Consider the following 26,379-nt stretch of genomic DNA (forward strand, 5'->3'; position numbering starts at 1 on the left):
GACTAGATGACGACGACGGTGAATCGAGGTGACCGTGGACGGGGAGACGGATCTCCGCGCGATCTACGCGGCCTCGGCGGGTCGCCTCGTGGCCGTGCTCTACGGGCTCACGGGTGACTTCGCCGAGGCGGAGGACGTGGTGCACGAGGCGTTCGCCCGGGCACTGAGCCGGCCGGCCCGGCTCCGCGAGGTGGCCAGCCCGGAGGCGTGGCTGCGGACGGTCGCGATGAACATCGCCCGCACCCGGTTCCGGCGCCGGCTGCTGCTCGACCGCATCGTCCACTCCGGACGCTTGCGCCGGCCGGAGAGCACGCCGCCGATCTCGCCGGACCGGGTCGCCCTGGCGGCCGCGCTGCAGGAGCTGCCCCGGCCCGTACGCGAGTGCCTGGTCCTGCACTACATCGCCGACCTGGCGATCGCCGAGGTGGCGCTGGCGCAGGGGTGCAGCGTCGACGCGGTCAAGTCCCGCCTGATGCGCGGCCGCCGGGCGCTGGCCGCCCGGCTCGGTGACAAGGAGGAGAGCCGTGCCTGACCTCGACCTCGTGGGTCTCGGCGAGGAGACCCGGCAGGTGTTCAAGCCCCGCTTCGAGGAGGTGCTCCGGCGGGCCCGGCGGCGGCGCCGGTGGCTGGGCGCGCTGACCGCGACGGTGGTGGCGCTCGCGGGTGGAGGCGTGGCGGTCGGCCTGGCCGGCGGCACCGCGAGCCCGCCGCCCGACCGGGCGTCCTACCGGGGCACTGCCACGACGCTGGTCGTCGCGGGGGACATCTGGCACCTCTACCAGCTCACGGAGACCTGCGACACCGGAGGGTGCCGCGCGCACTTCGCTGTCTCCGCCGACCGCGGCGCGAGCTGGTCGCTGGTGCCTCCGCCCGGGCCGGACGGCGCGGACCGCCAGGTCGTCTCGGCGGCCAACACGACCGTCGTCGTCGCGACCGCTACCAACCGGTGGATGACTGTCGACGCGGGACGGACGTGGTTCGAGGCCACCTTCGAGAGCCGTGCGACGACCCAGACGGACCAGTTGGCGTACGTCGACGGCTCCCAGGTCCTGGTCGTCCGGCCGGGAAGGGGAGTGCTCGCGCCCGTCGCGGCGGCGCAACCGTTGAAGGAGGCGCGGTCGTTCGACGGGGGCGGGGCCATGTGGATGGTGGGTTTCGAGGAGGACGGCGGCCGCGGCCTGTCGACCGCGGTGAGTGGTGACTTCGGCCGCTCGTGGCAGGTCCAGCGTCTGCCGCGCGACGACGGGTTCCTCGACGTCACGAGCGCCAACGGCGTCGACCTGTACGCCCTCTACGGCGGCGACGACGCGTTCGAGGTGTTCTCGAGCCGCGACGGGGGCGCGACCTGGACCAGGACGGCGACGGTCCGGCGCGGGCCGGGCGACGGGCGGCTGCTCGCCACGCGCTCCGGCATCCTGTGGCTGTCGACGCCGGGCGGCGTGTTCCTCAGCACGGACGCCGGCCGGACCTTCTCCGTACCCGGCTTCACCGACCTCGGCGGGGTCGCCTTCGACACGTCGATCGACGGTGCGTACGTCGCGTCGACGGTCGGCGCCGACCCCCGGACGTGGGTCTCGGAGGACGGCTACGAGTTCGAGGAGGTGCCCTAGCGCGGCCCCTCGGGGGTGTTGCCCAGCGCGGGCGTCGCCCCCTGGGTGATCTTGTCGATCTCGGCCAGGTCGTCCTCGGTCAGGGTGAGGTCGGCCGCTTCGGCGGCCGCCTCGATGTTGCGGGCGTGCCGGGCACCGACGATCGCCACGTGTACGCCCTCCTGGGCGAGCACCCACGCGACGGCGAGCTGGGCGACGGTCATCGACCGGCGGGCCGCGAACATGGCCAGGTGGTCGACGATCTCCAGGTTCTTGATGAACGTGTTGCCGGAGAACGCGCTCGACTTGGCCCGCCAGTCGTCCTCGTCGAACCGGGTCGACGCGTTCAGCGCGCCGGTGAGCAGGCCGCTGCCGAGCGGGCTGTAGGCGAGGATCCCGATGTCGAGGCGCCGGGCGTACGGCAGGATCTCGTCCTGGATCTCCCGCTGGAACAGGTGCAGCGGCGACTGCAGCGTCTCCACGGGCCGCACCGCCTCGAACGCGCTCAGCTCCGCGACGTCGTAGTTGGACACCCCGACATGCCGGATCTTGCCCTCGTCGACCAGCTCCTGCAGCGCGGTCGCGGTCTGCTCGGCCGGCGTCGCCGGGTCCGGCCAGTGCACCTGGTACAGGTCGATGTAGTCGACGCCGAGCGCCCGCAGGCTGGACTCGACGCCGGAGCGCAGGTGGGCGGGGCGTGCGTCGCGGGTCCGTTTGCCGGCCGGGTCGATGCCGCCCTTGGTGGCCAGCACGATCGACTCCCGGTCGGCCCGGAGCTCCGACCGCAGCGCGCGGCCGAGCACCTGTTCGGCGGTGCCGTACCCGTACCCCTGTGCGCTGTCGAACAGGTTGATGCCCAGCTCGTACGCCCGTCGGATGGTCGCGATCACCCCCGACTCGTCGAAGCTGCCCCAGTCGCCGCCGAGCTGCCAGGTGCCGAACGCGATGCGCGAGACCGCCAGCCCGGACCGGCCAAGTGTCGTGGTCCGCATCTTCAAAGCCCACACCCGCGGGGTGGCGCGTACGACCGATTTGGCCTGATTGAGAAGCAGATCACCCTGGAACGCGGCGTCCGATCGGCGCCAGACTGGTGCGTCGTTCTCGATCAAGCTCTTCCCCATGGACAACACACTTGACGGCAAGGTCGCCCTGGTCACCGGCGGCGGACGGGGTATCGGCGCGGCGGTGGCGCTGCGGCTGGCGGGGGAGGGCGCGGCGGTGGCGCTGACGTTCCAGCAGGACCAGCGGCGGGCGGACGAGATAGTCGAGCGGATCGTGGCGGCGGGCGGGCGAGCGGTCGCCGTCCAGGTCGACAGTGCCGACGCGACCGCGTTGGTAGCCGCCGTGGACCGGGTCGCCTTGTTGCTGGGCCGGCTGGACATCCTGGTCAACAACGCCGGTGCGTTCCTGCTCGGCCCGTTCGGGGAGCTCGGGATGGCCGAGTTCGAGCGGACCGTCGCGGTCAACGTCCGGGCGCCGTTCCTGGCGACGCAGGCCGCCGTTCGGCACATGGCGGCCGGCGGGCGGATCATCAACATCGGCAGCAACGTGGCGGAGCGGGCGGTGTTCCCGGGGTTCGCCCTCTACGCGATGAGCAAGACCGCCCTGATCGGATTGACCAAGGCGCTCGGGCGTGAGCTGGGGCCGCGGGCGATCACCGTGAACCTGGTCAACCCGGGGCCGACTGACACCGAGCTCAACCCGGCTGACGGGCCGAACGCTTCGGCGGTCAACGGGCTGACCGCGTTGGGGCACTATGCCGAGCCGGCCGACATCGCGGCGGCGGTGGCGTTCCTGGCTGGTGCTGGCGGCCGCTACATCACGGGCGCGACGGTCAACGTCGACGGTGGGTTCACTATCTGAGCTGGTGTAAAACTTTGTAGACATGAGGTAAAAGATTCGCTACCTTCGTGGTGTCAAAGATTTTGTACACCCCCGCCGCGAAGGAGTGGGTCGATGACCCTCGAAGAGAGACGGGCCTGGATCGGACTCGTCGTGGCCGTCGTCGGCTACGGCGTCTACCTGGTCGTGGTGCTCGGCCGCGCCGACGGTCTGCCGCTGGCGGAGGTGGACTATGCCGCCCCGCTGCTGTGGACCGTCGGCGCCGGCATCGCCGCCGCGATCGTCGCGGAGATCCTGTTCGCGATCGCCAACCCGCGTGCGTCGCAGGTCAAGGACGACCGCGACCGCGAGATCAGCCGCCTCGGCGATCACATCGCCCAGCCGTTCATGGTGATCGGCGCGGTCGCCGCGATGCTGATGGCGATGGCCGAGTGGGCGCCGTTCTGGATCGCCAACGTGATCTACCTGGGCTTCGTGCTCTCCGCCGTGGTCGGCGGCATCGCCAAGGTGATCGTCTACCGGGCCGGCGTGCCCGAGTGGTGAAGCCGACCCGCGTGACCAACCGCATTCGCGCCCTGCGGTTCGAGCACGACGAGATGACCCAGGCCGACCTCGCCGACCGGATCGGCGTGACCCGCCAGACCCTCATCGCCATCGAGCAGGGCCGTTACTCGCCCTCCCTGGAGATGGCGTTCCGCATCGCCCGCGTGTTCAAGGTGCCACTCGACGACGTCTTCCAATACCCCGAGGAGCCTTCATGAAAGCGATCGCGCAATCCGTGTACGGCCCGGCCGACGTCCTGTCCCTCCGCTCGGTGGCCTCCCCGGAGGCCGGCCCAGGCTCCGTCGTGGTCTCGGTGCGCGCGGCCGGGGTCGATCCGGGAGTGTGGATCAACATGACCGGGCAGCCGTACGCGGCTCGGGCCGCTTTCGGTCTCAGGCGGCCGAAGGTGGCGGTCCGCGGTCGGGCCCTGGCGGGCGTGGTCTCGGCGGTCGGCCCCGGGGTGACCTCGTTTGCCCCAGGCGACGAGGTGTACGGGACGACCGGGTCCGGCAGCTACGCGGAGTTCGCGGCCGTGCCGGTCAAGCTGCTGGCCCGCAAGCCCGCCAGCCTTTCTTTCGCCCAGGCCGCCGCCGTGCCGATCTCGGCCGTCACCGCGCTGGCGGGCGTCCGCGACGTGGCCGCGGTGAAGCCCGGCCAGCGGGTGATGGTGATCGGGGCGGCGGGCGGCATCGGCGCGTACGCGGTCCAGATCGCCGTCGCTCTCGGTGCCGTGGTGACCGGGGTATGTGGTCGCGGCAAGGCCGACCTGGTCCGTTCGTTGGGCGCGGTCGACGTCATCGACTACACGTCGGCCGAGGTGGACCGCGACGGCGCGGTGTACGACGCCGTCATCGACACCGCGGGCTGCCGCCCGCTGTCCCTGCTGCGCCGAGCGGTCGTGCCGGCCGGGATCGTGGTGCTGGCCGGCGGCGGTCATGACGCGGGCGGCTTGCTCGGCGGCTACACGCGACAGCTGCGGGCGCCGTTCGTGTCGATGTCGACGGGGCCGCGGGTGCGGGGAGTGGTCGGCCGGGAACGTTCGGAGTCGCTCGACGAGGTGACGACTCTGATCGAGGCGGGCAAGGTCAAGCCGGTCATCGACCGGGTATACCCGCTGGCCGAGGCACCCGACGCGATCCGCTACCTGGCCCAGGGCCACCCCGCGGGCAAGGTAGTCGTAACGATCTAGCCCGCGGGCGAAGCAAGGGTCCCTTGTTAACGCTTTTCGCAGCGGAAAGGACCCTTGTCAACGTCGCGGCCGCGACGGCGGCGGTTGATGTCGTACCCCTGTGATGGACTGCCGGGCATGGAGAACTCCCGCTACCTCGAATGCCTGGCCGCCGATTTCGGCCGGCTGCGCACGGTCGCTCAGCTCGACCCGGCCGGAGCGGTGCCGACCTGTCCTGGGTGGACGGTCGCCGACCTGACCCGGCACGTCGGCGAGGTCTATCTCCACAAGACCCTCGCCATCCGCGACGGTGCCGAGCCGGCGCAGTGGCCACCGGCCGAGCTAGCCGCCGAAGAGCCGCTATCGCTGCTCGACCGCGGTTATGCCGAGCTACGCCACGAGCTCGAGTCGCACGCGCCGACGGACCGGGCCGGCTCCTGGTACGCGCCGGACCAGACCGTCGGCTTCTGGATCCGCCGGATGGCGCAGGAGACGGTCGTCCACCGCATCGACGCCGAGCTGGGCGCGGGGCAACCGGTCGCACCGATCCCCGACGACCTGGCCGTCGACGGAGTCGACGAGTTGCTCAAGGTCTTCGTCGCCTATTCCGTCGGGGAGTGGAGCGAGGCCTTCAAGACGACCCTCGATCCGTCACCGGGGCGGCTCTTCGCCGTCCACACCGACGGGGCGGCCTGGCGCGTCCGCACAGGCCCGGCCACGTTCGCCGTCGAAGACGGTGATGCCCCCGACGCCGAGGTCACGATCAGCGGCCCACCGGCGGAGCTGTTGCGCTGGGTGTGGCACCGCCAGGTCGGCGCCGAGGTGACGGTCGCGGGGGCGCCGGAGGCGCTGGCAGAGCTACACAGCTGCATCACCATCGCCACCCAGTAGGGAGTTGGCGGAACCCCATCCTCGTCAGCCGGGTCCAACCGTGATGGGGATGGTGCTGACGGACTTCGGCCGGATCGCCGCGGGAGGCATATGTGGGCTGCTGTTGACAGGCTTCGCCGCCGGCTGCGGTGCGGGTTCGGGTGATGCGACAGTGCCGTTTGAGGCATCGGCGCAGTCCGGCTCTGCGGGCTCGCCCCCGCCAAGTGGGTCCGCCGGGCCGGGAGCAGGCGAGCTCGACCTGCGGCGATCTGGTGACCTGGCGTTCTATCAAACGTTCGATGTGGATGCGGGTGCGTCGGCGCGGCACTACCGCGACCTCGACGAGGGGGCGCGGGCGTCGACCGCGGTGGTGGTGGCGCGGGTGGTCGACGTGGTGATTACCCGGACGTTCGAGGGGGAGGTCGCTGACGACAGATTTCCGATGATCGGCGTGGTGCTCCGGCCGACCGACGTCGTCACGGGGTCATTACCACCACGGGCCGTCGACCGGCTGACGGTCGAGTTCATCGGCACCGGATACGACGAGGAGGAGGTCGCGAAGCTGAAGAGGCGCCTGCCGGCACAACCGGGTCTGTGGTTCCTGCGGTTCGACGATGAGCGGCCACGCGACGGGTTCTTCCACGTGGTCTCGCCGCAAGGCCTGTTCGTGCAGGGCACCACGGGAGTCGAGACCCCACTCACCAACGAGGGCGACGGCGACCTGGGAGCAGAAGGCCGCACCTACCGCCGACTCAGCGCACTCGTCCAACGAGTCCGCGGGGTCCGCTAGCTAGATGAGCGGGCGCTCGCACGCGGCTACGCGCACGCGTGCGGGATGGGCGGGGCATCGCGGGCCTCTGGCGGCTGCGTGGCGCGCCCGCCGCACGGGCGGGGCGTGATAGGCGGCTACGCGCACGCCTGCGGGACGGGCGGGGCGTTGCGGGCGGCTGTCTGCGTTCCTGCTAGATCAGCGGGGCGTTGCAGGCGGCTACGAGGGCGCCGCGGCAGGCGGCGGCCAGGGGGCGTAGGGCCGCGTCGCGGGCCTGGACCTCGAAGCCGTTGACCGCGCCGCCCGGGGCTACCTCGTCGGCCAGGGCCAGCACCCGGTCGAGCACGCTGGCGCGGGCGAACAGCCGGCGCGAGCGGGGGTCGAAGCCCGGCGGCAGCTCGTTGGCGCTGTCCGGCTTGCGGATCGCGGCCAGGGCACCGGCCAGTTCCGGGCGCCACTGTGCGATGTCGAGCCGGGCGAGGGTGTTGGTGGCCTCGGCCAGCAGCAGGTTGAGCTCGCTCTCCGCCTCGGCGACCGAGACGGGCGCGGGTGGCGGGGCGCCGGCGGGCAGCGCGAAGCAGCGCCACAGCACCGTCTCGAAGGTCACGCCGGAGCCGGAGGTGTGCGTGCGTACCTCGGGGATCAGCCCCAGGTCGCCCGCGATCACGGCTTCGCCCGCGACCAGTGCGGCGCCGGTGAACTCGCCGGGGCCGGGCAGGCCGCGCGGGTCGCCGGGCACCGGCAGCACGAGGCGGATCTGGTCGGGGGTCAGTTTGGAGAACGCCGTCAGGCCCTCGCGCAGGGAGACATCGGTCCAGGCGCCGGGTGCGTCGGCGACGAGGTGCTCCTCGTCGCGGGCGACCTCTTCGGCTACCTCGTCGTAGGGCACCAGGCCGGCGCGCCACGACCGCACCCAGGTGACGAGCCGGCTAGACCGGCGCGTCGCGAGGGTGGTGGCACCCGCTGCGGTGGACATGCAGGAAAGGGTACGTGCTGACCGCCCCGCTGTCTCGATCGCGCGACCTCCAGCACCCGCGAGGAACACCACACCCGCCCGAGCTGGACAGTCCGGCGGGAACCGGTCGAGACGGCGCGTCGGGCGGGAGCGGCGACACCCGGGCGGCTAACGTCCGGATTCATGTATGGGGAGGACGTGCTCGCGGGCAACTGGCGCCGCCGCAAGGTGACGCCCGAGGTCGACGCCGAACCGGACCTGGTCGTCGAGGACGCCGACTCCGGCTTCTGCGGCGCCGTGGTCGGGTTCGAGATGGGCGCGGTCGTGCTGGAGGACCGGTTCGGCAAGCGCCGCAACTTCCCGCTGCTGCCTGCCGCCTTCCTGCTCGACGGGCAGCCGGTGACCCTCCGAAAGCCAGCCGCCGCAACGCCGCGACAGCAGACCCGAACCCGGACCGCCAGCGGCTCGACAGCGGTGCAAGGCGTCACCGCCCGCGTCGCCCGAGCCAGCCGCATCTGGGTCGAGGGCATCCACGACGCCGCCCTGGTCGAGCGCATCTGGGGCGACGACCTCCGCATCGAGGGCGTGGTCGTCGAACCTCTGGACGGCATCGACGAGCTGGAGCACGAGGTCGCCGCGTTCGGCCCCGGCCCGGGTAGCCGGCTCGGCGTGCTGGTCGACCACCTGGTGCCCGGCTCGAAGGAGAGCCGCATCGTCGCCAAGGTGACCTCGCCGCACGTGCTGGTCACGGGCCACCCGTACGTCGACATCTGGCAGGCCGTGAAACCCGCCGCGATCGGCATCCGGGCCTGGCCGGTGGTGCCACCGGGACGCCCGTGGAAAGAGGGCATCTGCGCGGCCCTAGGCGTGGCCGAACCGGCCGACATGTGGCGTCGCATCCTCAGCACGGTCCGGTCCTACAAGGACGTCGAGACCCCGCTCGTCAACTCGATGGAGCGCCTGATCGACTTCGTGACCACGGAAAACTAGGGCCCCAGCCGATCCGGGTGTCGCGTGTAGATGAACGTCGCGATCTCCAGCGCCACCGGAACCCCGTGCTCGTCCCGCCGCACCGTCAGCACCTCGCCGTCGTTGGGCCCGCCCCGCCCGCGCCACCGATCCGTGCCCTCGGAAGCGAACCGGGTCGCCTTCGGCGCGCCGACCCGCAGCTGCGACAGCACCAGCTCACCGGCCGCGTCGTCCCACGCCAGGTCGTACTCGATGCCCATCCACCACCAACGGCCCGTCAGCGGGGCCAGCGGCGGCGGAGGCGCGCCGGCCGGGCGCCACGGCGCCGGCAGTTCCGGCTCGCGGTCGAGCACGTCGGTCAGCACCTCCCGACCCAACGCACCGATCGAGCCCTGCCGGAAGCTGTACGCGTTGGCGAAGCCGACCACACCGGTGCGCGACCGGCGGTGCACCGCGAGACAGGCGACGTAGCCGGGCATCGAGCCGCCGTGGCCCACGTACACCCGCTCCCCGACGCGGTAGAGCTCCAGACCAAGGCCGTGCCCGGCGGTCCACGCCTCCAGGTCGCTGATGATGACGGGCGCGCACATCTCGGCCAGCGTGTCGGCGGCGAGCACCTCGGGGCGGGGCGCCGCGAGGAACGCCGCCCAGTGGGCCAGGTCGGCCACGGTGGACCAGAGCTGACCGGCGGGCGCCATCGCGCCGGTGTCGGTCCGCGGTTCCTCGCGCAGGGTCGACGACCACGGGTGTACGACGTAGCCGCGCGCGAACGGCTCGACCGGGTCGTACGTCGTGGCGCGCATCCCCAGCGGGTCGAACAGCCGCTTGGTGAGCAGCGTCGTCCAGTCCTCACCGGTCACCCGGCGCAGCACGGCGCCGAGCAGCCCGTACGCCAGGTTGGAGTAGTGATAGGTCCGATGCGGCGGGAACGCCACCTTGTCGGGGGTGAGGCCGGCCAGCAGCGCGTCGATGTCGTCGCCCTCGTGCCGCTCCCACCACTTGCCCTCGGGCTCGCGCTGCAGGCCCGCCGCGTGCCCGAGCAACTGGCGAAGCGTGACCATGCCGACCGGCGTGCCCGGCAGGTGCCGGTAGAGCAGGTCGTCCAGCGCCAGCCGGCCCTCGTCGCGGAGCTGGAGCACCAGCGTCGCGGTCATCGTCTTCGAGATCGAGCCGATCCGGTAGCGCGTGTCCGGACCCGGTCTGGCGTCCTGCGGCGAGGCGGCACCGCCGGCGGTCGCGACGTGCACGAGCTCGCCGTCGCGGACCACTCCGAGCGAGATCGACGGGACCTGGCCGGTCGCCTGGGCGCGGGCGACCGCGGCATCGACGGAGCGGGCGGTCTCCGGAAGCAACGACGTCATCTCGAGTGGGCTCCTCGGGCTGGGGCGCGGGGCGGTTCCGGAGGGTCAACTGCTTCTCCAGACCCGACGTTACCGTCGTGCGACCGTTGCGCAGTCGCAATGGGTGCGCCGCCGTGACACGATCGATGTGTGGATGTCGTTCTCTGGGTCGTTCTCGGAGTGGTACTCGCGGTGGCGGAGATGTTCACCGCGACCCTGTTCCTGTTGATGATCTCGGTGGGTGCGCTCGCGGCGGGAGCCGCTGCCGCACTGGGAGCACCCGCGATCGTGCAGGCGATTGTCTTCGCCGCTGTCTCGGGCCTGACCGTGTTCGCGGTCCGCCCGATCATCCAACGGCACCGGCTCTCCGCGCTCGAGACGAACTCCGAGCCGATCGGGCTGGAGGCCATCGAGGGTTCGAGCGCCCTGGTGCTCGAGCAGGTCGACGCCGACCAGGGCGTCGTCAAGATCGACGGAGAGACCTGGCGGGCCCGGGCGTACGACGCCCACCAGGTGTTCGCCCCTGGCGAACGCGTACGCGTGATCGAGGTCAAGGGCGCGACCGCCATGGTCTGGCGGGATGACGTAGCAGATACGGACAAACCCGGGGAAAAGGTGGATTAGGGATGGAAATTGCCATTGCGGTCGTGGTAGCGGCGATCGTGCTCGTCGCGATCATCACGATCGTGCGCTCGGTGCGGATCGTTCCGCAGCAGCGGATGGACGTCATGGAGCGGCTCGGCAAATACAAGCGGACCCTGTCGCCGGGCCTCAACCTCCTGGTGCCCTTCATCGACGCGGTACGCACCAAGGTCGACATGCGGGAGCAGGTCGTCAGCTTCCCGCCCCAGCCGGTGATCACGTCCGACAACCTGGTCGTCTCGATCGACACGGTGCTCTACTTCCGGGTCGTCGACCCGGTCCGGGCGACCTACGAGATCGCCAACTTCCTGCAGGCGATCGAGCAGCTCACGGTGACCACGCTCCGCAACGTCATCGGCTCGCTCGACCTGGAGAAGGCGCTGACCAGCCGCGAGGAGATCAACCGCCACCTGTCCGGTGTGCTCGACGAGACCACCGGGCGCTGGGGCATCAAGGTCACCCGGGTGGAGATCAAGGCCATCGAGCCGCCGCCGAGCATCCGCGACTCCATGGAGAAGCAGATGCGCGCCGAGCGTGATCGCCGGGCCGCGATCCTCAACGCCGAGGGCCACAAGCAGGCGCAGATCCTCACGGCCGAGGGTGAGAAGCAGGCCGCGGTGCTCCGTGCCGACGGTGACCGGCAGTCCCGGATCCTCCAGGCGGAGGGCCAGGCCAAGGCGATCCGCACGGTGTTCGACGCGATCCACACGGCCAACCCGAGCCAGAAGGTGCTGGCCTACCAATACCTCCAGGCGCTGCCGCAGATCGCCAACGGCACCGCCAACAAGGTCTGGATCGTGCCGACCGAGCTGACCAAGGCCCTCGAGGGCATGGGCGGCGCGCTGGGCGGGCTGGCCAACATGGTCGGTGACCAGCCGACGCAGGGTGTCGACTCCAGCGCGGTCGAGCGCGAGGCCAACGAGGCCGCCCGGGCCGCGGCGGAGGCGGCGGCCGAGGTCAACCACGAGGTGCGCCAGGCGGAGGAGCAGGTGTCGAGCTCGCCCGGTCTCCCGCCGCAGACGCCGGGGATCACGGCCGGCGACCCCGTGCCACCGTCCACGGTGCTCGGCGAGGAACGCGACCGCGAACGCGGTTAGAACCACAAGAAAGGGCCTCTTCTGGTACGCCCGAAGGGGCCCTTTCGCGTGTCTACTGAAAGTTCCTCACGGTTTCGCCGATCCAACGCGAGGTGGTCTCGGAAGCTGTCAAGATTCGCGTAGGTAACGCACGGTCACCCTAGGGTCACGGGCGCCATGCGCGTTCCGTCGCCGGAGGACCGTGGTCCGTTCCGCCGAGAATCGAGGTGACGGCGATGGGTCACGTGGCGAAGCACTCCGCCGGCGCGGGGTCCGACCGGGACCGTTCCGCGCCGCCGAGCAAGCCGGGCGAGCCCGCGGAGACACCGGCGGAGCCGGTCGCGGTCAAGCCAGGCGAGCCCGGCGACCGGCCGGACGACCCGGCCGGCTCGGTCGTCGCCCGGCCGATGGACGCGCGCACCCGTTCCGACGCCGACCGGACCGTGGTCCGACCCACGATGCCCGCCCGCGGTGGGCGCCGCTGGTGGCAGTTCGGCCGGGCTGCCGACGAGCCGCGCCCCGTCTCCCACGCGGCCGGCGCCAAGGCCCAAGCTGACGAACACCGGCGGGACCGCGACCCGGCGAAGAGCGTGGCGACCGGGCGTTCCCGCGTGGAGCCCACCGCGGACCGCCCCGCGGCCAACGGCGGGCCTTCCACCCCGGCGGACCGCGCCGAGCAGGCACAGTCCCGCCGGGAACCGGCCGGCTCGTACGGCGCTCGGCGGGCAAGCGCCGACGCTCCGAGCGTCGGCAGCGCGCCCGACGTCGCTGACCGCTGGCGGGACCGGTCCGGCTCGCTGGAGTCCGTGAGCGGGTTGTCCGCCTGGGGCGCGCTCGGGTCGAAGGAGAGCCCGGACGACCGTTCCCCGATCACCGGCCTCGCGCCCTGGCTGGGGTCGGACAGCTCGGACGATCGACACGACGACGGCGACGGCCTACGGGTGAAGTTGCGCGACGGCGAGCGGTCCGCGTTGCGGCCGACCGCGCCGACCGGCACCCCGACGTACGAAGGCGACGGGATGGGCGTCGAGGACACCGCCGTGCTGCCCAAGCTCGGCAGCCCGATCCAGACGCAGCGCATCTGGACCACCCGCCCGGACCCGGCCGACGCGGACACCGAGGCCAAGGACGACAAGGGAAAGAAGAAGAAGCAAAAGAAGATCGACGTGACCAGCCTGCTGGACGTCGGCATCAAGCTGCTGCCGGAGCTCGAGCCGGCCGCTCCGGACGGACCCATCACCAACGCCCGCTGGGCCGCCCTGGTCCGGGCGGCCGCGCGGCGGATGATCTGGAGCCTGCCGGTCGCCGGCGTGGTGGCGGGCGCCGCGTCGATCGGCGCCATGGTCCGCGGCGGACCGGCGCACTACCTGAGCGGTGCCGAGCCCTTCCGGCTGATCGCCTGGGTGACCAGCGTGTGGCTCGGCATGCTCGCGATGATCTGCCTGGTCGGGATCCTGGCGGCGGTACGCGTCCGCGGCACCGCGCTGCTCGGCCTCATGCTCGGCCTGCTCGGCGGCGTCTCGATGCTGATGTTCGCCGCGGTGCCGCCGGCCACTCCGATCTGGGGCCTGAGCGCGAAGACGCTGACGCTGTCCTGCGGCGCTCTCTACAGCGCCGGCTGGATGGCGATGGGCTGGGCGGTGTTCCGGTCCCGCATGTTCACCCGGGGCGACGGCCTGATGCTCGTCCTCTGTGGTCCGATGGTCGGCATCGCGGGCCTGTGGATGTCGCCGTTCCACACGGCCGGCGCGCTGCTGATGATCGCCGCCGGCCTGGGCATCGCCTGGAAGTCCGGCAGCACCCTGCGCGCCGTCCGCGCCGGCCGTGAGGCCGACCTGGCGGAACGGGCCGGCCCGCCCCTGGAGCTCGCGGAGATCCGGCCGCGCCGGGCCCGCAAGGAGCAGAAGCCGCCCAGCAAGCGCCGCGCCCGCGCCGCCAAGCGGGCGGAAGCCAAGAGGCAGGCGGCCGACGCCAAGCAGGCAGCGGCGAACAAGGCGGCGGAGGCCAAGCAGGCGGAGAAGGACCGGAAGGCGACGGAGGCCAAGCAGGCGGCCGAGGCCAAGCAGGCGGCGAAGGACAAGCGCTCGCGCCGTGGCAAGCAGCCCGACCCGGCGAGCACGCAGTCGGGCCAGGCCGGCCTCGCGGACCGGGCCGACGCGGCGAGCAGGCAGTCGGGCGACGCCGGCCGCAGTCAGACCGACGGGGTGAACCGCCACACGTCCGACTCGTCCAGGCCCTCGGAGTGGTCCCGGCAGGGCAGCCAGCACGCGGCCCACGGGGACCGGCGACCGGACGGGCGCGAGCCGGCCGACCCGGCCAAGGATTCGGCCCGGCCCGATGCCGGCCGGCCGCAGGGGACGGCCACGCCGGCCAAGGACGAGAAGGCACCGCGCGGCCCGGGCAAGCGCCGCCTGCGGGTGGGCGCCACCACCGCGGACGCCCCGGCGCCGCCGCCCGAACCGGAAGGCGACCGCCGCCGGCGCTGGGGCTTCAAGCGCGACGGCAAGGACTGACCGACGAGGACCCGGGCACAGCCGCCCGCCGCCCACCCGGCGCCGGCTGTGCCCGCCTTCGTGTCAGCTGAGGCGCTTCGCCCGCAGAATCGCGCCGGTCAGCGGATGCTCGCCACCTTCGCCGCCGATGTGGATGTCCCAGTAGTGCGGCGCGACCCGGTCCGGATCGACCTCGTCGGCCTCGAACGAGAGCGGCACGTGCGCCGCGTAGACCCCCTTGCCGGCCAGTGCGTCGTGCAGGTTGAGCACCCAGTTGCGCAGGGCGGCGCAGGCAAGGGCGACGTTGCCCATCGAGGGCGTCGGCCGGACCGAGCCGGGCCCGGTTGTGTACAGCAGCGTGCCGCTGCCGCGTTCGAGCATGTCGGGCAGCACCTGGCCGGTCGCGGTGATCGCGCCGTGCACGTAGAAGTCGAGGTGGGGCTGCACGTTGGCCACGCTGACGTCGAGCGGCCCGGCCAGCACCAGCCCCTTCTCTGGTCCGCGCGGCGCGGGCGAGAACTCCAGCACCTCGACCGGCTCGTGGTTGGCGGCGATGTCGCGGAACGCCCGCACCAGGCTCGGCCGGTCCATGATGTCGGCCGGATAGCCCGCCGCCGCGATCCCGGCGTCCGCGAGCTGCTCCACCAGATCGTCCAACGTGGCCGCCCGGCGGGCGATCAGGGCGATCTCGAACCCCTGCTCGCCGAAGACCTTGGCGACGGACAGCCCCAACCCGGGACCGGCCCCGACGATGACGACCGTTCCCACTAGCGCCGCGTGTCCACCACGAGCTTGCCCAGCTTGTGGCTGCCGAAGTCGGCGAGCGCCTGGGCCGCTTCGGACATCGGGTACGTGTGGGTGATCGGCACCCGCAGGGTTCCGGCGGCGATCGAGTCCAGGATGGTGCCCACGGTCTCCGGCGTCGCGGTCGGCACCACCGGCGTCACGGTGATGTCCTTCCGCCCGACCGAGCCCGCGTCGGCGCCGAGGGCCGACGACATCCGGCCGCCCGCCGGCAGCAGCGCGGCCAGCATGGTCGCGTCACCCGCGGCGTGCACGACCGCCGTCAACCCGGGCGGTGCCGCGAAGCCGTCGGTGTAGTCGACGGTCTCGTTGGCCCCGAGGCCGCGGACGAACTCGGTCGGCTCGCCGGGGCGGGCCGTGGCGTACACGGTGGCACCGACAGCGCGGGCCAGTTGCACGGCGAACGCGCCGACGCCGCCGGTCGCGCCGGTGACGAGCACGGTGTCGTCCTCGGTCAGCTTGAGCGTGTCCACGAGGGCCTTGGCGGTGACGGCGGCCAGCCCGGCGGCGGCCGCCTGCTCCTCGCTGATGCCCGGCGGCAGCGTGGTCACGCGGCGGGCGTCGAAGACGATGGTGTCGGCCAGCGCGCCGCGGGCCATCGAGGTACCCGTGATCACCCCGGCCACCCGGTCGCGCGGGCGGATGGTGGCCACGCCGGGGCCGACCCGCTCGACGGTGCCGGCGAAGTCGCGGCCCAGGACGACGGGGAACCGGTGCGGCTCGGACTCCCAGAAGGCGCCGGCGCCGGCGGCCACGTCGATGCCGTTGACCGAGGCCGCCTCCACCGCCACCCTGATCTGTCCGGGGCCGGGGTTGGGCACCGTCACCTCGACAACCGCGGGGGACCGGTCGCGGCCGGCGACCGCCAGTGCTCGTGCCATCGCGAGACCACCTCACCTAACTGGGGGATTGTCCCTGCTTAGCTCCTTCTGCGACGCTAGCACGACCAGAGATCAACCCCCGGTTACCGTCGTAAGGTATCGACCATGTCTCCCGGGAGCCTGCGGGCCGACGCCGAGCGCAATCGCCGCCAACTCCTCGACGCCGCCCGCGCGGTCTTCGCCGCGCGCGGTCTCGATGCGCCGCTGGACGACATCGCGCGGCGCGCGCGGGTCGGCAACGCCACCCTCTACCGGCGTTTCCCGCGCCGCCGCGACCTGGTCGGCGCGGTCTTCGTCGAGCCGCTGCGCGAGGTCGTCGCCACGGCCCGCGCCGCCCTCGCCGACCCCGATCCGTGGCTCGCGTTCGCGGGTCACCTGCGGTACCTGTGCGAGCTGCAGGCCCGCGACCGGGCGCTCGCCGAGCTGCTGACCGCGCGGATGTCCGAAGTGGACGAGCTGGACGACCTGCGGGACGTCGCGTTCGACTGCCTGACCGCGCTGATCGACCGCGCGCGCCAGGCCGGCGTGATCCGCGCCGAGGTCGACCACGCCGACGTGGTGCTGATCCTGATGGCCAACGCGGGCCTGGTCGAGCGGACGGCGGCCAGCGCGCCGGACGCCTGGGGCCGGCACCTGGGCTACGTCCTCGACGGCCTCCGCCCGCCGAAAACACCGGCGCCGCCGCGCCAGCTCGCCGACCGCCTGACAGGGGGCTGACCGGGCCGGGGAGAATGGCCGGCGTGCCGGTCACCGTGATCACCGAACCTGGCGACGAGCGGCTCGCCGACTACCGCGCGCTGACCGACGTCGAGCTGCGTACCCGCTGGGAGCCCCCGCACGGCCTGTTCATCGCCGAGGGCGAGCTCGTGCTGCGGCGCGCGTTACGCGCCGGCTACCGCCCGCGGAGCTACCTCGTCGACGAGAAGCGGGTCGACCAGCTCGGCGACCTGATCGACACCGCACCCGTGTACGCGGCCGGCCAGGCCGTGCTCGAACAGGCGACCGGCTTCCACGTGCACCGGGGCGTGTTGGCCAGCTTCCACCGCCGCCCGCTGCCCGACCTGGGCACGATCCTGGCCGGCGCGCGAAGGCTGGCCGTGCTGGAGGACGTCAACAACCACACCAACGTCGGTGCCATCTTCCGCGGCGCGGCGGCCCTCGGCATCGACGCCGTGCTGCTCTCGCCCACCTGCGCCGACCCGCTCTACCGGCGCAGCGTCCGGGTCAGCATGGGCGAGGTCTTCGCGGTCCCGTACGCCACCCTCACCCCGTGGCCACGCGGCCTCGAAAAAGTCCAGGACGCCGGCTTCACCGTGATCGCGATGACCCCGGGCGCCGACGCCGTCCCACTGCAGCGGCTCACCCCCGAGCAGCGGGGCAAGGCCGCCCTGATGCTCGGCGCCGAGGGTCCGGGCATCACCCCGGCCGCGATCCGGGCCAGCGATGTGCGGGTCGCGATCCCGATGCGCCGTGGAGTGGACTCGTTGAACGTCGCCGCCGCTGCCGCGGTGGCCTTCTGGGAACTCGGCCGCGACGACGTACCGTAGCTGCTTGCATGACCATGCGCCCTGGTGAATAATCTTCCCCGTGTCCAAGGTTCTCACCTCCCTGCCCACGGGCGAACGCGTCGGCATCGCCTTCTCCGGCGGCCTCGACACCTCTGTCGCGGTTGCCTGGATGCGCGACAAGGGCGCCGTTCCGTGCGCCTACACCGCCGACATCGGCCAGTACGACGAGCCCGACATCGCCTCGGTGCCCGGCCGCGCGCTCAGCTACGGCGCCGAGGTCGCCCGGCTGGTCGACTGCCGCGCCGCCCTGGTCGAGGAGGGCCTGGCCGCGCTGACCTGCGGGGCATTCCACATCCGCTCGGGCGGGCGGGCGTACTTCAACACCACCCCGTTGGGCCGGGCCGTGACCGGGACCCTGCTGGTGCGGGCGATGATCTTCGACGACGTGCAGATCTGGGGCGACGGCTCGACCTTCAAGGGCAACGACATCGAGCGGTTCTACCGGTACGGCCTGCTGGCCAACCCGCAGCTGCGCATCTACAAGCCGTGGCTCGACAACGACTTCGTCACCGAGCTCGGTGGGCGCAAGGAGATGTCGGAGTGGCTGCTCGAACGCGGCCTGCCGTACCGGGACAGCACCGAGAAGGCGTACTCCACCGACGCCAACATCTGGGGCGCCACGCACGAGGCGAAGACTCTCGAGCACCTCGATACCGGCATCGAGACGGTCAACCCGATCATGGGAGTCCGGCACTGGGACCTGTCCGTGGAGATCCCGACCGAGGACGTCACGGTCGGCTTCGACCAGGGTCGCCCGGTGACGATCAACGGCAAGGAGTTCGGCAGTCCCGTCGACCTGGTGCTGGAGGCCAACGCCATCGGCGGCCGACACGGCCTGGGCATGTCGGACCAGATCGAGAACCGGATCATCGAGGCCAAGAGCCGGGGCATCTACGAGGCGCCCGGCATGGCGCTGCTGCACGCCGCGTACGAGCGGCTGGTCAACGCCATCCACAACGAGGACACCCTGGCGAACTACCACAACGAGGGTCGCCGCCTCGGTCGGCTGATGTACGAGGGGCGCTGGCTGGACCCGCAGGCGCTGATGCTGCGCGAGTCGTTGCAGCGCTGGGTCGGCGCGGCGGTCACCGGCGAGGTGACGTTGCGGCTGCGCCGGGGCGAGGACTACTCGATCCTGGACACCACCGGGCCGGCGTTCAGCTACCACCCCGAGAAGCTGTCGATGGAGCGCACCGAGGACTCGGCGTTCGGCCCGTCGGACCGCATCGGCCAGCTCACCATGCGCAACCTGGACATCGCCGACTCGCGGGCGAAGCTGGAGCAGTATGCCACCCTGGGTCTGGTCGGCGGCGCGACCCCGGCGCGGATGATCGGCGCCGCGCAGGCGGCCTCGACCGGGCTGATCGGTGCGATGCCAGAGGGCGGCGCGGAAGCCATCGCCTCCCGGGGCGTCTCCTCCGCCGGTGACGAGCCCCTCGACCGCGCCGCGATGGAGCTCGGCGTCGACTGAGCGAGGGCTAGGGGAGCAGCTTCGCGTACGTCTCCGGCACGAAGTGCGGGCCGCCCGGCGTGAAGACCTCGGTGTCGGACGCCGCCGACCAGGCCTCGGACGGCACGGCCGCGACCAGGGCGGTCACCACCGGCGACCCGGACCACGCCGGCTGGCGGGACAGCAGGCCGAGGGCGACCAGCGACTCCTCGACCTCGCCGACGCACTCGAACGGCTTGTGCCCGTCGATGCCGAGGATCTCCAGGTAGCCGGGGATCTGCGCGGGGTCGGCGAACAGGTCCAGGCCGAAGATGTTGGCCAGCCGCTCGGGCGACATGAACGGGGCCATGGCCAGGAAGACGAACCGGCACTTCGGGCAGTGCCCGCACCAGCGGGCGGTCGCGTCGCGCAGCTTGAACGCCTGGTTGCAGCTCGTCACCACGTCGTCGTAGCCGGTGAAGCCCGCGAACAGCTTGGCGATGTGCAGCTCGGAGAGCGTCCGCAGCAGCGAGAAGTACGGGTCGACCAGCCCGGCGTGCGCGGCCAGCGCGGCCCGCAGCAGGCCCTCGGCCTCGACGCCCTTCGACCACTGGTGGTTGACCTCGTGACCGTTCCAGATCAGGTTGGGGTCGGAAGCCGAGCGCTCGTTGGACATCACCACCGGCCCGAGCCCGTGCAGCACGGCCGTGGCGACGGCGATCAGCGAGTTGATCGCGGTGACCGGGATGTGCCCGTTGAGCGCACCGGACGCGTTGAGCTCCAGCAGCCGCGGGTCGAGCTTGCGCCGGGCGGCCAGCGCCGGCACGCCCGAGGCCGCGTTGACCGCCTCGATGATCCGGTTGGGGTTGACGGAGAACGGCACCGGGTCGAACCCGCCGGCCCGCAGCGTCTCCAGGCTGACGATCGAGTCCTTGCCGCCGCCGACCGCCGACAGCGGCCGTCCCTCGGTCAGCTCCGGCGCCGCCGGCAGCGGCGCCGCCACGCCCGCCGACTCCGGCACCAGCGACAGCACGTGCGGCAGGTCGTTGCGGTACGCGTACTCCGCGAGCCCCTTGGTGTAGAGCGCGGTCACGTATTCGACCACCGCGTCGGACACCGGCGCGGGCAGCTCGATCCGCGGGGGAGCGGCCGCCTTGTAGTAGCTGACCCCGGCGACCAGGTGCAGCAGCGAGAGCACCCGCCGGACGGCGGCGAGCCGCGCCTCGGACGGGGGCGAGGACGGCACCGGAAGGGTGACGGTCTCGGTGAACGACAGCGCTCCGGCCGGCCCGTCGAGCTCGTAGGAGAGGGTCGCGACACCGGTGTCGGGGTCGAACGACGCGGACGGGAAGCGGAACACCGCCATCTGGCCGAGCTGGTCGTTGAGCACACGCCATACTAGTTCGGCGCCCGCTACCGGGCCCTTCGACACCACGAGGAGCACTCTGATGAGGCTGGCCGACCTCCGGGGACGCCGGGTCGCCGTGTGGGGCACCGGGCGCGAGGGCCGGGCCGCCGTCGTCGCGGTCGCCGCACACCACCCGGCCGACCTGGTCGCCGTGGACGACAGCGGCAACTTCCTCAGTCTGCCCTGGGAGGGCGAGCTGGCCGCCGCGGCGCCGCTCACCGACCGTTACGAGGCGCTCGCGGAGGCCGACGTCGTGGTCCGGTCGCCGGGCATCCCGCAGACGCATCCGTGGATGGTCAAGCTGCGCGAAGCCGGCGTAACGGTCACGCAGGGCACCGCGCTGTGGCTGGCCGACCACGCCGACCGCACCGTCGGAGTCACCGGCAGCAAGGGCAAGAGCACGACGTCGAGCCTGGTCAGCCACCTGCTGGCGGCGCTCGGTCGGCCCAACCTCTATGGCGGCAACATCGGCGTGCCGGTGCTCGACCTGCCCGGTGACGCCGACCAGTACGTGCTGGAGCTGTCCAGCTACCAGTGCAGCGACCTGACGGTCTCGCCCGCGGTCACCGCGGTCACCGCGCTGTTCCCCGAGCACCTCGACGCGCACGGCGGCGAGGAGGAGTACTACCGGGACAAGCTCAACCTCGTCGCCCACGGACCGAAAGCGATCATTTACAACGCGGCCGACCCGCGCCTCGCGCCAAGGGTGCGGGACCTGCCCGGTGCGATCCCGGCCAACGACCCCGCTGGCTTCCACATCGATGGCGACCACGTAAAAGCGCCCGACGGCACCACGCTGTTCGAGCGGTCGGCGCTCAACCTGCCCGGCCGCCACAACGCGGGCAACCTCTGCGTCGCGCTGGCCGTGCTGACCGCCCTCGGCATCGACTGCGTCGCGCGGGCCGACGACCTGCGCGCGGCCGCCGCGAGCTTCCAGCCGTTGCCGCACCGGTTGACCGAGATCAGCGATCCCTCCGGCATCACCTTCGTCGACGACACCCTCGCGACGAGCCCCCATGCGACCACACACGCCATCGACGCGTACGTCGGCAAGCCGTTGACCTTGATCGTCGGCGGCAACGACCGCGGCGTGGACTACACCGTGCTGCGCGACCACCTCGAGGCCCTCGGCGCGATCACCGTGCTGGCCGTCCCCGACAGCGGCCCGCGCATCGTCGACGCCCTCAAGGGCCTCGAGCACGTGCACGCCGAGGTGGTCGACGACCTGGTGGCCGCGGTCCACCGCGCCCGCGAGCTGACCGCGCCCGGCGGCGTCGTGCTGATGTCACCGGGAGCGCCCAGCTACGGCCGGTTCCGCAACTACGAGCACCGCAGCGAGGTGTACGCCGAGGCGATCAGGGATTCCGCGCCGGCGTAGAAAGCCCACCAGGGTCCCAGGTGTGCTAGACCGTGAGGATGACGAGCACCGACGACCTGCTGGCGCGGCACAAGGCCGTGCTGCCGAGCTGGATGCCGCTCTACTACGCCGAGCCGCTGGAGATCGTCTCCGGCTCGGGGCGGCATGTGACCTGCTCCGACGGCCGCACCTACCTCGACTTCTTCGGCGGCGTGCTGACCACGATGGTCGGCTACGACATCCCGGAGATCACCGAGGCCGTGGAACGCCAGCTCCGCACCGGGGTGGCGCACACCTCGACGCTCTACCTGATCCGCGCGCAGGTCGAGCTGGCCGAGAAGATCGCCCGCCTGTCCGGCATTCCGGACGCCCGGGTGTTCTTCACGAACTCGGGCACCGAGGCCAACGAGGCGGCCCTGCTGATGGCCACCAACCATCGGCGGTCCAACCAGATCCTGGCGGTGCGTAACAGCTACCACGGCCGGTCGTACGCGGCCATGGGCATCACCGGCCACCGCGGCTGGTCGTCGAGCTCGCTCAACCCGCTCCAGGTGAGCTGGCTGCACTCCGGTGACCGGCTGCGCGGCCTGCTGTCCCGGCTGGGCAGCGAGGAGCAGGTCGACGCCGCCGTCGACGACCTGCGTGAGGTGCTCGCGACCCAGACCGCGGGCGACGTGGCCGCGCTGATCGCCGAGCCGGTCCAGGGCGTGGGTGGTTTCGTCGCCGGCCCCGACGGGCTGTTCGGCGCGCTGAAGAAGGTGCTGGACGAGACGGGCATCCTGCTCATCTCCGACGAGGTGCAGACCGGCTGGGGGCGCACGGGCGAGCATTTCTGGGGCTACCAGGCCCACGGTGTCGTGCCCGACCTGCTCACCTTCGCCAAGGGCGTCGGCAACGGTTTCGCGCTGGCCGGCGTGGTCGGCCGGGCCGACGTGGTCAACAACGTGCCGGCGATCTCGTTCTCCACGTTCGGCGGCAACCCGATCTCGACCGCGGCCGGCAACGCCGTCGTCGACTACGTGCTCGACCACGACCTCCAGGGCAACGCGGCCCGGGTCGGCGCGATCCTCCGGGACGGCCTGACGGAACAGGTCGGTGACAACCCGATCGTCGGCGAGATCCGCGGCCGGGGCCTGATGTTGGCCATCGAGTTCGTCCAGCCGGGCACGACCGTGCCCGACGTGCCGGCGACGGTACGGGTCTTCGAGGCCTGCCGCGCCGGCGGTCTGCTGGTCGGCAAGGGCGGTCTCTACAACAACGTGCTCCGCATGGGCCCGGCGTTGACGCTGACCGAGGAGGAGGCCCGCGAGGCCCTGAACATCCTGGTCAACGCCATTCGGGAGACATCCGCCGCCTGATCGTTACCGCTTCGAGAACCCCGCCGGTGCAGGCTGCCGGCGGGGTTTCGCGTGCGTATCGCCGCGTAACAGTTTGAAAACTTCACCCAAAGTCTTGACACAGAGGGGCCTTCAGTAAGAACTTTTACCACTAACAGTTAACACTCTTTTTTGAAAGGCGGGCCCCATGATCGAGCGCGAGGCCGACTCGACCGCGACCGCGGTCGTCGATGCCTCGCCCGCCGACGGGGTCCTGCTCCGGGTGCGTGCGGGACTTCCCGAGTTCACCGGTGCGCTGCAGCGGGTGGCCGAGCAGGTGCTCGCCGACCCGGCCGCCGCCGCCCGGGCGACGATCGTCGAGCTGGCCGAGCGCAGTGGCACCTCGCCCGCGACGATCACCCGGTTCTGCCGGGCGCTCGGCTTCGACGGCTACGCCGACCTCCGGCTGGGCATCGCCGCCGAGACCGGCCGGGCCCGCTCGGCCGGCTGGACGTTCGACATCGGGCGGGAGATCCAGCCGACCGACCCGCTCGACCGGGTGCTCGGCCAGATCATGGCCGCCGACACCCGGGCCATGCACGACACCGCCGCGCTGCTCGACCTGGCCGAGGTCGAGCGGGCCGCCGACGCGATCGCCGCCGCCACCCGCGTCGACATCTTCGGCGCCAGCGGCAGCGCGCTGGTCGGCGAGGAGATGCAGTTCAGCCTCCACCGCATCGGCGTCGCCGCCTGGGCCTGGACCGACGTGCACAACGGACTGGCCAGCGCCGCACTGCTGCGCCCCGGCGACGTGGCCCTCGGCGTCAGCCACAGCGGCGCCACCCGCGAGACCATCGAGATGCTGGCCGAGGCGGGCAGCCGGGGCGCGACCACGATCGCGCTGACCAGCTTCCCGCGGTCGCCGCTCGCGGAGCTCGCCGACATCGTGCTGCTGACCGCCGCGCAGGCGACCACGTTCCGGCCCGACGCGCTCTCCGCGCGGCACCCCCAGCTGGTCGTGCTCGACCTGCTCTACATCGCGGTCGCGCAGCGCACGCACGACCGGGCGCACGCGTCGTTCCAGCGCACCGCGCAGGCGGTCGACGGACACAAGACGGCCAAGGGGGCGGCATGACACCGGCCATCGCGGGGGTCTCCGCCCGGGGCTACGCCGACGCCGTACGCCCACTGCTCGACGGTCTGCTCGACGCCCAGACCGACGACCTGGCCCGCGCCGCGGACCTGATCGCCGACAGCCTGCGCGACGGGGGAGTGCTCCAGGCGTTCGGTGCCGGCCACTCCGCCGCGTTCGCCGCCGACCTGGTCGGCCGGGCCGGCGGTCTGGTGCCGACCAACCGGCTCGACATCCACGACCTGGTGCTGCACGGCGACGCCCACCGTGACGTGCTCGGCGACCCCAAGCTCGAGCGTGACCCCGGCATCGCGCACCAGATCTACGAGCTGGCCCGGCCGCAGCCACAGGACGTGTTCGTGGTGGCCTCGCAGTCCGGGATCAACGGTTCGGTCGTCGAACTGGCCTCGCTCGTGAAAGAACGCGGCCACCAGCTGATCGCGGTCACCTCGGTGGCGCACACAACCCGGGTGGCACCGCGCCACCCGTCGGGTCGGCGGTTGTCCGACCTCGCTGACGTCGTGCTGGACAACGGCGCGCCGTACGGCGACGCACTGCTGCCGACGCACGACGGCGGCACGGTCTGTGCGGTCTCGTCCGTCACCGCCGCGCTGTTGGCGCAGCTGTTGACGGCCGAGGTCGTGCGACGGTTCCACCAACTCGGAGAGGTTCCCCCTATCTACCTCTCCGCCAACGTCCCCGGTGGGGACGCGCACAACCACGCCCTCGAATCGCGGTATGCCGGGCGTCTCCGGCGTACCGCATGACCCCGATCGATTGAATCGAGGAGACAAGATGTCGCAACTCCCCGACAGCACGTCGGACCTCAGTCGCCGCTCGCTGCTGCGCGGTACGGCGGCCGCCGGTCTGCTCGCCACCCCTGCCGTCGGCCTGCTCTCCGCATGCGCCGGCAGTTCCACGGGGGATGACAAGGCCGACACCGGGGCCAAGACCGACGACAACCCGTTGGGTGTCGCCGACTCCGGCAAGGTCGACGTCGTCGTCTTCAACGGCGGCCTCGGCGACGCGTACGCGAAGTTCGACGTGACCGTGTTCAACAAGAAGCACGCCGGCGTCACCGTCAACCTGAGCTCGACGCAGAAGATCAAGACCGAGCAGCAGCCGAAGTTCAGCACCACGCCCGCCGACCTGATCAACAACGCCGGCGCCGACATCATGGCGCTCGACACGCTGGTCAACGAGGGCGCGCTGACCGAGCTCACGCCGCTGCTGGACGCGCCGAGCTGGGACGACCCGAACACGAAGGTGCGCGACACGCTGCTGCCGGGCACCGTCAACGACGGCACGTTCGACGGCAAGGTGTTCGTGCTCAACTACGCGTACACCGTCTTCGGCATGTGGTACAACCAGGCGCTGTTCGACAAGAACAGCTGGACCGTCCCGACGACCTTCGACGAGTTCTTCACGCTCGCGCCGAAGATCAAGGCGGCCGGCACCGCGCCGTTCGCGTTCGCGGGCAAGTACCCGTACTACATGCGCTGGGCCATCATGAGCTGGATCTGGCAGTCCGGTGGCAAGTCCGCGGTCGTCGACATCGACAACCTCAAGCCCGGCTGCTGGAAGACCCCCGAGGTCATGGCCGCGCTCGAGGCGACCGAGAAGCTGGTCAAGGACGGTTACACCCTGCCCGGCAGCGCGACGCTCAGCCACACCGAGTCGCAGCAGGCGTTCCTCGACGGCAAGGCCGCTCTACTGCCGTGTGGCACCTGGCTGGAGAACGAGATGCGCCAGACGATCCCGGCGGGCTTCCAGATGAAGCTCGCCAACTTCTGGGGCGTCAGCGCGAACGACAAGGCCAAGGGTGCGGTCTTCGCCGGCTCCGGCGAGAACTGGATCGTCCCGAAGAAGGCGGCCAACGCGGCGGCTGGCATGGAGTTCCTCCGGGCCATGTTCTCCGTCGAGGGCGCCGGCAAGTTCGCCGAGCTGACGAGCTCGCTCTCCTCGCGGATCGGCTCGGGCGACAAGGTCACCAACTCGACCGCGCTGGTGTCGGCCGGCGAGGTCATGAAGAAGGCCTCGGGCGACCTGGTCTCCTTCAAGCACCCCGACTGGTACGCCGACGTCGACAAGGCCGAGCAGAACGCGATCGGTGAGCTGATGGCCGGCCGCATGACCGCCGCCAAGTTCGCCGATACGCTCCAGGCGGCCACGGACAAGGTGGCCGGCGACAGCTCCATCAAGAAGTTCACCCGCGACGCCTAGAACGGA

General features: G+C 71.8%; 26 protein-coding genes. 20 read left to right on the forward strand and 6 right to left on the reverse strand.

Annotated elements, in window-relative coordinates:
* The first annotated feature begins 28 nt into the window (after positions 1 to 28).
* Together CHC05_RS29705 and CHC05_RS29710 are read left to right on the forward strand one after the other, a co-directional pair.
* A complete protein-coding gene (locus CHC05_RS29705; RefSeq protein WP_245871281.1) occupies positions 29 to 532 on the forward strand; it encodes an RNA polymerase sigma factor in 504 nt (167 codons plus the stop codon).
* On the forward strand, positions 525 to 1,610 hold the full coding sequence (locus CHC05_RS29710; protein WP_089253904.1) for a WD40/YVTN/BNR-like repeat-containing protein: 1,086 nt from the start codon (positions 525 to 527) through the stop codon (positions 1,608 to 1,610). The genes CHC05_RS29705 and CHC05_RS29710 overlap by 8 nt, the downstream gene beginning before the upstream one ends.
* Here the strand turns inward: CHC05_RS29710 and CHC05_RS29715 are convergent.
* Positions 1,607 to 2,581, reverse strand: a complete 975-nt coding sequence (locus CHC05_RS29715; protein WP_089253973.1) for an aldo/keto reductase — start codon at positions 2,579 to 2,581, stop codon at positions 1,607 to 1,609. The genes CHC05_RS29710 and CHC05_RS29715 overlap by 4 nt on opposite strands.
* A gap of 127 nt (positions 2,582 to 2,708) precedes the next feature.
* Between CHC05_RS29715 and CHC05_RS29720 the strand changes: the two genes are divergently transcribed.
* The 6 genes from CHC05_RS29720 to CHC05_RS29745 all read left to right on the forward strand — a co-directional run bounded on the left by CHC05_RS29720 (position 2,709) and on the right by CHC05_RS29745 (position 6,802).
* Entirely contained in the window at positions 2,709 to 3,452 is a 744-nt protein-coding gene (locus CHC05_RS29720; protein WP_089253905.1) for an SDR family NAD(P)-dependent oxidoreductase, read from the forward strand.
* Positions 3,453 to 3,545: 93 nt separating this feature from the next.
* Positions 3,546 to 3,974, forward strand: a complete 429-nt coding sequence (locus tag CHC05_RS29725) for a hypothetical protein (RefSeq protein WP_089253906.1) — start codon at positions 3,546 to 3,548, stop codon at positions 3,972 to 3,974.
* Positions 3,968 to 4,192, forward strand: a complete 225-nt coding sequence (locus tag CHC05_RS29730; protein ID WP_089253907.1) for a helix-turn-helix transcriptional regulator — start codon at positions 3,968 to 3,970, stop codon at positions 4,190 to 4,192. The genes CHC05_RS29725 and CHC05_RS29730 overlap by 7 nt, the downstream gene beginning before the upstream one ends.
* Complete coding sequence (locus CHC05_RS29735; protein WP_089253908.1) at positions 4,189 to 5,163, forward strand: NAD(P)-dependent alcohol dehydrogenase; 975 nt, start codon at positions 4,189 to 4,191, stop codon at positions 5,161 to 5,163. Before CHC05_RS29730 ends, CHC05_RS29735 begins: the two co-directional genes overlap by 4 nt.
* A gap of 117 nt (positions 5,164 to 5,280) precedes the next feature.
* Positions 5,281 to 6,033 carry a maleylpyruvate isomerase family mycothiol-dependent enzyme gene (locus CHC05_RS29740; RefSeq protein ID WP_089253909.1) on the forward strand — a complete coding sequence of 251 codons (753 nt, stop codon included), beginning with the start codon at positions 5,281 to 5,283 and terminating at the stop codon, positions 6,031 to 6,033.
* A 280-nt stretch (positions 6,034 to 6,313) separates the two neighbouring features.
* Positions 6,314 to 6,802, forward strand: a complete 489-nt coding sequence (locus CHC05_RS29745; RefSeq protein ID WP_089253910.1) for a hypothetical protein — start codon at positions 6,314 to 6,316, stop codon at positions 6,800 to 6,802.
* 172 nt (positions 6,803 to 6,974) lie between these two features.
* Here the strand turns inward: CHC05_RS29745 and CHC05_RS29750 are convergent, their stop codons facing one another.
* Positions 6,975 to 7,757, reverse strand: coding sequence for a hypothetical protein (locus tag CHC05_RS29750; protein WP_089253911.1), 783 nt, complete (start codon positions 7,755 to 7,757; stop codon positions 6,975 to 6,977).
* Between the two features lie 162 nt (positions 7,758 to 7,919).
* Here CHC05_RS29750 and CHC05_RS29755 point away from each other — a divergent pair, with 162 nt between their 5' ends.
* On the forward strand, positions 7,920 to 8,726 hold the full coding sequence (locus CHC05_RS29755) for a DUF3097 domain-containing protein (protein WP_089253912.1): 807 nt from the start codon (positions 7,920 to 7,922) through the stop codon (positions 8,724 to 8,726).
* On the opposite strand, the gene CHC05_RS29760 is transcribed toward CHC05_RS29755, so the two are convergent.
* Positions 8,723 to 10,066, reverse strand: a complete 1,344-nt coding sequence (locus tag CHC05_RS29760; RefSeq protein WP_089253913.1) for a serine hydrolase domain-containing protein — start codon at positions 10,064 to 10,066, stop codon at positions 8,723 to 8,725. The two genes, CHC05_RS29755 and CHC05_RS29760, sit on opposite strands and share 4 nt — an antisense overlap.
* Positions 10,067 to 10,195: 129 nt before the next feature.
* On the opposite strand from CHC05_RS29760, the gene CHC05_RS29765 reads away from it, so the two are divergent.
* The 3 genes from CHC05_RS29765 to CHC05_RS29775 all read left to right on the forward strand — a co-directional run bounded on the left by CHC05_RS29765 (position 10,196) and on the right by CHC05_RS29775 (position 14,276).
* Positions 10,196 to 10,669, forward strand: coding sequence for an NfeD family protein (locus tag CHC05_RS29765; RefSeq protein WP_089253914.1), 474 nt, complete (start codon positions 10,196 to 10,198; stop codon positions 10,667 to 10,669).
* Positions 10,670 to 10,671: 2 nt separating this feature from the next.
* Entirely contained in the window at positions 10,672 to 11,784 is a 1,113-nt protein-coding gene (locus CHC05_RS29770; RefSeq protein ID WP_089253915.1) for an SPFH domain-containing protein, read from the forward strand.
* A 215-nt stretch (positions 11,785 to 11,999) separates the two neighbouring features.
* Positions 12,000 to 14,276, forward strand: a complete 2,277-nt coding sequence (locus tag CHC05_RS29775) for a hypothetical protein (RefSeq protein ID WP_089253916.1) — start codon at positions 12,000 to 12,002, stop codon at positions 14,274 to 14,276.
* Positions 14,277 to 14,339: 63 nt separating this feature from the next.
* Here CHC05_RS29775 and CHC05_RS29780 read toward each other — a convergent pair whose 3' ends face one another.
* Together CHC05_RS29780 and CHC05_RS29785 are read right to left on the reverse strand one after the other, a co-directional pair.
* The gene (locus CHC05_RS29780; RefSeq protein ID WP_089253917.1) at positions 14,340 to 15,023 is read right to left on the reverse strand and encodes an SDR family NAD(P)-dependent oxidoreductase; all 684 of its coding nucleotides are present in this window, start codon (positions 15,021 to 15,023) and stop codon (positions 14,340 to 14,342) included.
* A complete protein-coding gene (locus tag CHC05_RS29785) occupies positions 15,023 to 15,940 on the reverse strand; it encodes an NADP-dependent oxidoreductase (protein WP_089253918.1) in 918 nt (305 codons plus the stop codon). Before CHC05_RS29785 ends, CHC05_RS29780 begins: the two co-directional genes overlap by 1 nt.
* Before the next feature lie 105 nt (positions 15,941 to 16,045).
* Here CHC05_RS29785 and CHC05_RS29790 point away from each other — a divergent pair, with 105 nt between their 5' ends.
* The 3 genes from CHC05_RS29790 to argG are packed head-to-tail and all read left to right on the forward strand — an operon-like array spanning position 16,046 to position 18,979.
* On the forward strand, positions 16,046 to 16,657 hold the full coding sequence (locus CHC05_RS29790) for a TetR/AcrR family transcriptional regulator (RefSeq protein WP_089253919.1): 612 nt from the start codon (positions 16,046 to 16,048) through the stop codon (positions 16,655 to 16,657).
* 23 nt (positions 16,658 to 16,680) lie between these two features.
* Positions 16,681 to 17,487: a TrmH family RNA methyltransferase gene (locus tag CHC05_RS29795; RefSeq protein WP_089253974.1), complete on the forward strand. Its 807-nt coding sequence runs from the start codon at positions 16,681 to 16,683 to the stop codon at positions 17,485 to 17,487.
* 40 nt (positions 17,488 to 17,527) lie between these two features.
* On the forward strand, positions 17,528 to 18,979 hold the full coding sequence (argG, locus tag CHC05_RS29800; protein ID WP_089253920.1) for an argininosuccinate synthase: 1,452 nt from the start codon (positions 17,528 to 17,530) through the stop codon (positions 18,977 to 18,979).
* Positions 18,980 to 18,986: 7 nt separating this feature from the next.
* On the opposite strand, the gene CHC05_RS29805 is transcribed toward argG, so the two are convergent.
* Complete coding sequence (locus CHC05_RS29805; protein WP_089253921.1) at positions 18,987 to 20,327, reverse strand: MurL-like N-terminal domain-containing; 1,341 nt, start codon at positions 20,325 to 20,327, stop codon at positions 18,987 to 18,989.
* Positions 20,328 to 20,385: 58 nt separating this feature from the next.
* On the opposite strand from CHC05_RS29805, the gene murD reads away from it, so the two are divergent.
* The 5 genes from murD to ngcE all read left to right on the forward strand — a co-directional run bounded on the left by murD (position 20,386) and on the right by ngcE (position 26,373).
* On the forward strand, positions 20,386 to 21,723 hold the full coding sequence (murD, locus tag CHC05_RS29810) for a UDP-N-acetylmuramoyl-L-alanine--D-glutamate ligase (RefSeq protein WP_089253922.1): 1,338 nt from the start codon (positions 20,386 to 20,388) through the stop codon (positions 21,721 to 21,723).
* Between the two features lie 38 nt (positions 21,724 to 21,761).
* Entirely contained in the window at positions 21,762 to 23,060 is a 1,299-nt protein-coding gene (locus tag CHC05_RS29815) for an aspartate aminotransferase family protein (RefSeq protein WP_089253923.1), read from the forward strand.
* Between the two features lie 166 nt (positions 23,061 to 23,226).
* Entirely contained in the window at positions 23,227 to 24,153 is a 927-nt protein-coding gene (locus tag CHC05_RS29820) for a MurR/RpiR family transcriptional regulator (protein WP_089253924.1), read from the forward strand.
* Positions 24,150 to 24,917, forward strand: a complete 768-nt coding sequence (locus tag CHC05_RS29825) for a sugar isomerase domain-containing protein (RefSeq protein ID WP_089253925.1) — start codon at positions 24,150 to 24,152, stop codon at positions 24,915 to 24,917. The genes CHC05_RS29820 and CHC05_RS29825 overlap by 4 nt, the downstream gene beginning before the upstream one ends.
* Positions 24,918 to 24,945: 28 nt before the next feature.
* On the forward strand, positions 24,946 to 26,373 hold the full coding sequence (gene ngcE, locus CHC05_RS29830; protein ID WP_089253926.1) for an N-acetylglucosamine/diacetylchitobiose ABC transporter substrate-binding protein: 1,428 nt from the start codon (positions 24,946 to 24,948) through the stop codon (positions 26,371 to 26,373).
* Positions 26,374 to 26,379 lie beyond the last annotated feature (6 nt).

Origin of the sequence: Asanoa hainanensis, assembly GCF_900188485.1 — a bacterium.
Taxonomy (GTDB): domain Bacteria; phylum Actinomycetota; class Actinomycetes; order Mycobacteriales; family Micromonosporaceae; genus Asanoa; species Asanoa hainanensis.